This is a genomic window from Candidatus Latescibacter sp., assembly GCA_030692375.1.
GTDB lineage: Bacteria > Latescibacterota > Latescibacteria > Latescibacterales > Latescibacteraceae > JAUYCD01.
In genome coordinates this window covers 1-7,997 of the sequence record JAUYCD010000193.1, presented here as the reverse complement: position 1 = coordinate 7,997, position 7,997 = coordinate 1, and the positions used below count along the sequence as shown (strand labels likewise).

The window sequence follows — 7,997 nt, the reverse complement described above, 5'->3', positions numbered from 1 at the left end:
TCGTTCCCGCGAAGCGGCAACAAGTTCGGCATGACACGTGCACTTCGACAAGCTCAGTGCTCGGTCAGCGGACTCTGAGCCTGTCGAAGAGTCCGCTACATCCTGAACTCGTTTCAGGATCTAAATGTGCAATCACGGTGCAATATTTTCAATAATACTTACCAGACGACTGACATAGGCGGAAAAGATTATAAAGAAAGTCTGAACCATGATTCATAGGATTAAAGGATTACCATGATGTATCAGAAAATAAAGTAATCCCATAATCATGCAAATCAAGGTTCAGACAGTCTTTTCATCATCTTTTATCACAATCATCAAACGAATCTATGAAAACCGATAAAAAAATAATTTCCTACAGAGACTTGCAGACAGTTAGCGAAAAGACCCGGAAGAAGGGAAAGACCATCGTTCTTACCACCGGCTGTTATGACATCCTGCATCTCGGTCATATTCTTCACTTCAATTACTGCAAGATGAAAGGGGATGTTCTCCTGGTGAGCATGGGGAACGACAGCACAGTTAAGGAGTTAAAAGGAAAGGATCGTCCGATCAACAACGAGCGTTTCCGCGCCCGCATGGTTGCGGCGCTGGAGTGTGTGGACTATGTGACTATCAGTGAAGAATCCGGGCTTTTAGACCATGCGAGGCTCATGGATCTGCTCAAGCCGGATTTTTATGTGGTTCCCGCGACCGATTCCATTCTCGAGGAAAAACGGCTGTTGGCCGCCAGAAACGGAAGCACACTCATCACCTGCCGCCGTCTGCCGCCGGGAAACCTGAAAGGCGGGATTTCCACCACAGGTATTGCAGAGAATTTGAAAATTTCAGGATAACGAAAGGAGATAGTACATGGCATATTCACCCAAAAACAGACGCAAATTTCTGAAACAAACCTCCTCCGGCATTATCGGTATAGGAATAGCTGCCGGTGCGCTGGCGTTGCCGGAAGAAGCTTTCGGCGCCCCGGAGAAAACGAAAGTCGCTGTGGTGCGTAATCCCAAAGCGATATCTGATCGGAATGTCTGCGACCGTAAACAGGCGGCGCTCATGCTGGAAAAAGCGCTTCTCACCCTGACCGGCAAGATGAATACTACCGAAGCATGGGCTGCTCTCGGTGTCACCAAAAACGATGTAGTGGGGATAAAACCGAACTGCAATGGGGCGCAATTCCCCCTGTTTGTGCATTCGGAGCTGGTGTATGCACTCTGCGATACGCTGACCGGAATAGTGGCGCCGAGCAACATTATCATTTATGAGCGGTATACCTCGGAGCTGTCCCGGGCGGGATTCCGGATGAACCAAAACGGATCGGGAGTGCGCTGCTACGGCACCGAAGACGGCGGCGGTTTCCATGACCGAGAGGGGTTGACCCGTATTCTCACCGACAAGTGCACCAAAGTTATCAATGTCCCTTCGATGAAAGTGTTCGGAGGTTTCGCCGGAAGCCTTTTTCTCAAGAATCACATCGGCTCGATCTCGCCCATGGAGATGTCCCGATGTCACGGCTTCATGGAATTCGTCTCCCAGGTCTGCGCCCAGCCGGGCATCAAGAATAAAACGGTTCTGGCGCTTTGCGATGGTCTTCGTGGGACTTACAGCGACAGGGATCCCTGGTACTGGGGAGGAATCATCATGAGCCGCGACCAGGTGGCGGCGGAGTATGTGGCGCTGGATACCATCAATGAAAAACGCCGGGCGGAAAACATCAAACCGTTAGAGATTCCTTCCTACGTCCGTCTCGCTGAAACTCGTTACGGTTTGGGGACGTGCAACCCTGCCAACATGGAAATCAGCAGGATAACCCTATAAAGAAGTGACAAAGAGACAAAGGGGCAGAGTAAGAACAATACTTTGTAACTTTGCCACTTTGTCGCTGCTTTATAAGATAGATGCGGCAACGGTTTCATCGTTCCCGCGAAACGGCAACAAGTTCGGCATGACACGCGTCATCCTGAACTCGTTTCAGGATCTCATTGCGCTTTCACGTCGTGATATCGTAACTTCATAGCTTTATTTTTCAGTAAAGATACCTGTAACTTACAAAACCGGTGATATCCTTCACCGTAGTTTCAGTCCCTTTTATCGCGTCATACACACGGTAGGACCAAGGCTCGGGGCCGAGCGCCCCGCGCCAGTTCCTGATGGCCTCCACATTCTCTTTCCCGGCAAGGTTCAGGTTTTTCAACGATTCACGGAGGGTGATCTGATTTCCCGGCGCGTGAAGATCATCCGTGGAAACCTGTTCCGCCACCAGGTAAATGGTTTTGGCAAGTTTGATATAGGATACTATCACCCGCGTTTCGTTCGCAAGGTAAGGGTTTCTGAATCCGCCGGCGATTGTGAGCGCTTTTCCGCAGGCGTCGATTTTACGGTCAAAATCCTGCGTATCCCGATAGTACCGGAACATCCCCTCTCCCAGCATCGGCCGCACTTTATCCCTGACCATGGAAGCAGCCTTGCCCCAGGAGTAGCAAACCGGGAAATCCGAATCGTACACATCGAATTCCACCGGCCCCATAAGCTCCGACCACTCCCCCACCGCTTCCGGGTTCTCATACCCTTCACGGGTTGCCCAGGCGACGGCGAATTCCTGTTCGCTCCGCCCGTTCACATTCCATGACCATTCCGAAAGCGCTATGATGTCGAATCCGCAGATGATGCGGGCCATATCTTTCACGTTGTCCTGGCGGGACCCGGCGGGGTCGACCAACTGCCGCACCGCCGCGTTGCCCCAGGCCATCATGCCATAGGCGGCGCTCCACCTGCGGTCAATAAGCTGACGGACATAATCACGGATACGGTGCGCAGAGCTCTGGGGAACTTTGAACTCGGGAGTATCCACCTTCCCGTTGGCGATCAGGGGCACATCATAGGTAGCGACCCACCTTCCCTCGGCGGCGTAGCGGTCGAAAAGCGGATCGGCGAAAAGGTCGCGCGGTTCATGCTCCACCCGCTCCATGGTGGTGGCGCAGCAGCGCTCTATCCGCACTTCGGGCGGCGCTTCGGCCAGTACCTTGTGATACCGCTGGTCTGTCGTGGTCGAGATGAACAGCCGGATGCGAAGGTTCGGCCAGGTTTTCCTTGCCTCTCGCCAGGCATTGACATACGCCCGCGCCTCCCAAACAAACTGGCCCTCAGAAGTGCATGTTGCGCACCCGCACTGAGCCGGGCGCTCGGTCAGCCAGCAGGTCACTTCATTCCCGCCCTGACGGGCTATGTCGGTCAGCCACTCGGTGATAATCCCGGTCAGGAGAGGATTGGAGGCGCAGGGAGCGCGATGCTGGTCGCCTTCTTTGTGAGCGAAATATCTTCCCGCCAGAGCGCCGTCGCCTACGCCGGCAAGCTCGGGATAAGCACGGAAAAGCCCGAACGGCGCCAGGAAATTCAGATGGAGAATCTCAGGGAGATAGTTGAAAGCCCGGATGCGTCCTTCACGGAGCAGTGTGGTATCGATGATTGCGACATTTTTCTCGCTGCGTTTAATCTGGCTGGGCTGTATATACATGTTTCCCCAGTTCATCTTGTACGAGGTCATCCAGGGGATCCACTCACTGGGACTCGGAAAATTCCATACTCCCCGCTCATCCATATCCGGCCAGTCGAAAACGGATGCCAGCGGAACTGAAACAGCGTCCGGAGTTATCTTCGGTTCAAGGAGTTGATACAGGGTACGGGCGGCATAGTATACTCCCTTTTCATGGAGCCCGGTAAGGATAAGACGGTTCGTTCCCACCGGCTGGATGATGTATCCCTGGTCCGGATGGGAGACTTTCCCCAGCCTTTCGAGCAGGCGGCTGCCCACCCCGGAATCGCGGACGCCGAGCCGTATCTCGAACGATTTCCCGGCGGGCATTTTCCCGGATTTGGTCTTGAACAGTTCTTCCAACTCACGGGCGGCGTTCTTTTCTATCTCCCCGGCATTTTTCCGCAGAGTGATACGGACGTCTGCCGGGTTTAGGGTGACCGCGTGCCTGATGGAGATTTCATGGGGCAGCGGGATGAGATACCGCAGCCACTGTTTTTCCTCCTGGGGGGAAATGGTCCCTGCGGCGGCAATACCAAAGCATATGGTGAAAAGGACAGACAGAATGGAAATGGTTTTTGCCATGACATGCTCCCTGCAACAAGTTCAATTTGAACAGCAATTCGTAAAGATTGTCTGAACCACTGATGCGTATGACATGATAAAAGATGATATTCAAAACGTTCCTGCCAACCGGACTTCCCGCTCCAGGACAATTCCGGTGCGTTCGAAAACGATCTGTTCAATCTGCTCGATAAGGGTGAGCACATCACGAGCGGTTGCTTTCCCGGTGTTGATGATGAAATTGGCGTGGAAATCGGCCACTTTCGCCCCGCCCACGGTCAATCCTTTCAATCCCAGCGAATCGATGAGTCGTCCCGCCTGCACATTCCGGGCATAATCATTCTTGAACACACAGCCGCAGGAAGGATAATCAAAATGCCGCCCTATGGTGCGGGAATTCCGAATCTCCTCCATGCAGCGGAGGATTTCTCGCGGATCGTCTTCGCTCCAGCCGAGGGTAAGAGATCCGATAATCCATCCCTCACGGGTGATGCTGGTACGCTTGTAGGAGAAATCAATTTCTTCCTTCGAAAATTCCCGTACGCCCTGTTCCGGGTGCACAGCTTTCAGGGAAATGATTGCATCTGACATGCTTCGATAGTCATACCGGGCGTTTCCGGCCAGTGCGCCGCCGATCGAGCCGGGAAGGAGATACAGAAATTCCAGACCGGTACGGGAATGCTCAAGAGCAATCTCCGCCGCCTGTGAAGAGGGCAGCCCTGCGCCGCAGACGAAACGGTCAGGCAAAGCCTCCCAGCCATTCATCCGCGCGGTCATAACTACTGCACCTTCCCAAAAACCGTCGCCCACAAGCACATTGGAGCCGCCGCCGAAAATATAGTAGGGTGTTTTATTCCTATAAAGACTTGAGAGAACCATGTACAATTCTTCAATATCGGAAGGGAAATAAACTTCCCTGGCGACTCCGCCGATTTTATAGTGGGTAAAGGGCGCTATTGAAATGTTTTTCTCTGATGTGAGCATGGTTTCTTTCAAAGATTGTCTGAACCACTGATGCGTGTGATGCTTTTGATAAAAGATGATGAAAAGACTGTCTGAACCTTGATTTACATGATTATGGGATTATAAATGACGGCATATTTCATTGTGTTTCTCTTTTAATTAGATGCCGAAACAAGTTCGGCATGACACGTGTCATCCTGAACTCGTTTCAGGATCTAAACATTTAAAACATGCGTAATTATTTATGTCATCATGCATAACTTGATTTTTTTGATTCATACATCATGGTAATCCTTTCATCCCATGAATCATGGTTCAGACTTTTTTTACGTAATTTTCGAGATATTCTTTCATTCTTTCAGCGTCGGGTCGAGCACATCCCTGAGACCGTCGCCCAGCAGATTGAATCCGATCACGGTCAAAAACAGGGCGACTCCCGGCGCAACATAAATCCAGGGTTTGGAAGCGAGAGCGAGATAGGACTGCCCCTCGGTTATCATTCTTCCCCAGGAGGGGATATGCGGTTCCGCCCCCAGGCCGAGGAATGAAAGCCAGGCCTCGGTGAGAATGTTTCCGGCGATTCCGATGGTTGCCGCCACAATGATCGGCGCCATGGAATTGGGGAGCACATGACGGAACAGGGTCCGCATCCAGCCGAATCCAAGCGCCACCGAAGCAAGAACATATTCCTCGTTCTTTATCTCCATGACCCGTGAGCGCACGAGACGGGCGATGGTAGTCCACCCGATAAATCCCAGGACAAAAAATATTTTGTTGATCGAGGGATTCTCGAAAATGGCCATAACCGCCAGGGCAAGAATTGCCGCCGGCAGAGCCAGGAAAATATCGGTGACGCGCATGATCAGGGTATCGAGCTTTCCGCCGAAATATCCTGCCAGGGCGCCGAAGATCGTCCCGATAAGAAGGGAGATGCTCATGGCGATGACCCCGACTTTGAGCGAGATGCGCGTTCCGAACATCACGCGGGCATAGACATCACGTCCCAGGCTGTCTGTTCCGAACGGGTGATGGAAAGAGGGGGCCATTTCTTTCAAGGTGAGATTTATCTCGTACGGGTCATGTGAGGTGATGATGGAAGCAAAAGCCGCGCAGAAAAGAAATATTCCCACAATCACCAATCCGATCGCAGCATTTCGGGAGCGGAAAAGAGCGGTTGTGAAGGTTGGCCTTGTTTTCAGTTTATCGGGCATTGGTTTTCTGTTGTATCTGTTATTCAAAGGCCATAGACCCTGAAACGAGTTCAGGGTGACAGTTTTGGGCCATGCACTGCTCTAAACTATTTTTTAACATCAGGTTAGATATAATCAAAATCTTGTAAATCTTGTTAATCCTGTCAAATTATTTTGCTTTTCTTTTATTCTGTCTTCTGACTTCTGTATTCTGGATTCTTTCTTTGCCCCATCATTTCTCTTTTCCGCCCTCGAGCCGAATCCGCGGATCGAGCCAGGCGTAAGACAAGTCTACAATAAGATTCGCCAGCACAAAGATAACGGCAAGGAAAATGACACAACCCTCCACCACCGGCAGGTCGCGCATCCGTATGGCATCCACTACCGCTCTCCCCAGGCCGGGCCAGGCAAAGACTGTTTCGGTGGCGACAGCGCCGCCCAAAAGAGAGGCGAAATTTATCCCGATAATGGTGATCACCGGAATGAGCGCGTTGCGAAGAGCATGGTGGAGGACCACCGCCCATTCGGAAAGCCCCTTGGCCCTAGCGGTACGGATGTAATCCTTGCCGATGACTTCGAGCATGCTCGAACGCATCATACGCGCGATGTACCCTATCGATACCGCAGCCAGCGACACCGCCGGCAGCAAGAGGTGGCGAAGGTCCCCGTTTTTCCCGTAGCCGCCAACCGGCAGCCAGCCCAACCCGGAAGCGAACAGGAGGATGAGCATCATCCCCAGCCAGAACACCGGCATGGATATCCCGGAGAGGGAAAACACCATCACCAGCCAGTCCCACATCGAATTACGGTACCGTGCGGCAAGGATGCCCGCGGCAATCCCGACAATAATGGCAATCAGCATGCTCGACACCGCCAGACGGGCGGTGGCGGGAAAGCGGTCGCGGATGATCTCCGCCACCGGGCGTTTCTGACGGTAGGACATGCCGAGATCGCCCTTGAGAAGCCTTCCCATGAAGCGCACATATTGCACATACACGGGACGGTCCAGGCCTAACTCACGCCGAAGCTGCGCCAGGGTCTGCTCGTCGCCGTGCTGGCCCATGAGCATGCGCGCCGGGTCTCCGGGCACGATGAACATGAGCGCGAACACGATGGTGGCCACTCCCCAGAGGATCGGGATCATGAGGAACAGGCGGCGGAGGATGTAGGAGGTCATGGGGAGACTCGTGGAGAGGAATCCGGTTCAGGGACGGGCACGCCCTCTTCGTACATCAATTCTGGACAGATGTCCACACCGTTCGCCCATTCCACGGTGTCGAAACTCACATGAACAGACTTGAATAGTGATTTATCCCGTAGTTGAGCGAACAGACCACGATCTAAAAAAGGCTTTACATCGAATATTTTTACAGCTCCATCGGCGAAAGTCAACCGGAGCATATAATTATCCAGCGGTTGAACAGATTTTACACGAAAATACATTGGAACGCTCCTTAAAACATGCTAATGGTAGAGGTAATAAAACCTTTCATCTTTTTTCAATATGCGGAAGAATAAGGAGTATCAATGAAATAAGTCTATGGAATAAATATTCTACTTGTGAATCTTTTTCGACTGGGTGTTTGTTTGTTTCTGTATGTCTGATCATAAAATTATTCGCTTATCGAGTTAACTCCGCATAGGTAATAGTGGAGGTATTCAGACAAGCAGTTAAGAGTCTGTCAGTAATCAGTAATTCATTGAATCGCCGGTTAAAGCGATAACAAAATTCATTCAGGTAACTTTGAAGATGT

8 protein-coding genes are annotated in these 7,997 nt (G+C 51.8%); 2 read left to right on the top strand and 6 right to left on the bottom strand.

The features are described from left to right. The first annotated feature begins 329 nt into the window (after window positions 1–329). Both Q8O92_11660 and Q8O92_11655 read left to right on the top strand, forming a co-directional pair. Window positions 330–836, top strand: a complete 507-nt coding sequence (locus Q8O92_11660) for an adenylyltransferase/cytidyltransferase family protein (protein ID MDP2983969.1) — start codon at window positions 330–332, stop codon at window positions 834–836. A 16-nt stretch (window positions 837–852) separates the two neighbouring features. Next, entirely contained in the window at window positions 853–1,812 is a 960-nt protein-coding gene (locus tag Q8O92_11655; GenBank protein ID MDP2983968.1) for a DUF362 domain-containing protein, read from the top strand. A gap of 208 nt (window positions 1,813–2,020) precedes the next feature. Here Q8O92_11655 and Q8O92_11650 read toward each other — a convergent pair whose 3' ends face one another. From Q8O92_11650 to Q8O92_11625, 6 genes are all read right to left on the bottom strand, one after another. Further along, the gene (locus Q8O92_11650) at window positions 2,021–4,111 is read right to left on the bottom strand and encodes a glycoside hydrolase family 20 zincin-like fold domain-containing protein (protein ID MDP2983967.1); all 2,091 of its coding nucleotides are present in this window, start codon (window positions 4,109–4,111) and stop codon (window positions 2,021–2,023) included. A gap of 90 nt (window positions 4,112–4,201) precedes the next feature. After that, entirely contained in the window at window positions 4,202–5,074 is an 873-nt protein-coding gene (gene murB, locus Q8O92_11645; protein MDP2983966.1) for a UDP-N-acetylmuramate dehydrogenase, read from the bottom strand. 329 nt (window positions 5,075–5,403) lie between these two features. Then, window positions 5,404–6,264, bottom strand: coding sequence for an ABC transporter permease (locus tag Q8O92_11640; protein ID MDP2983965.1), 861 nt, complete (start codon window positions 6,262–6,264; stop codon window positions 5,404–5,406). Window positions 6,265–6,475: 211 nt separating this feature from the next. Next, window positions 6,476–7,420, bottom strand: coding sequence for an ABC transporter permease (locus tag Q8O92_11635; GenBank protein MDP2983964.1), 945 nt, complete (start codon window positions 7,418–7,420; stop codon window positions 6,476–6,478). Beyond that, entirely contained in the window at window positions 7,417–7,686 is a 270-nt protein-coding gene (locus tag Q8O92_11630) for a DUF2442 domain-containing protein (GenBank protein MDP2983963.1), read from the bottom strand. Before Q8O92_11630 ends, Q8O92_11635 begins: the two co-directional genes overlap by 4 nt. Window positions 7,687–7,864: 178 nt before the next feature. Next, window positions 7,865–7,997: IS1595 family transposase (locus Q8O92_11625; GenBank protein MDP2983962.1), on the bottom strand; the 133-nt coding region annotated here is incomplete at its 5' end.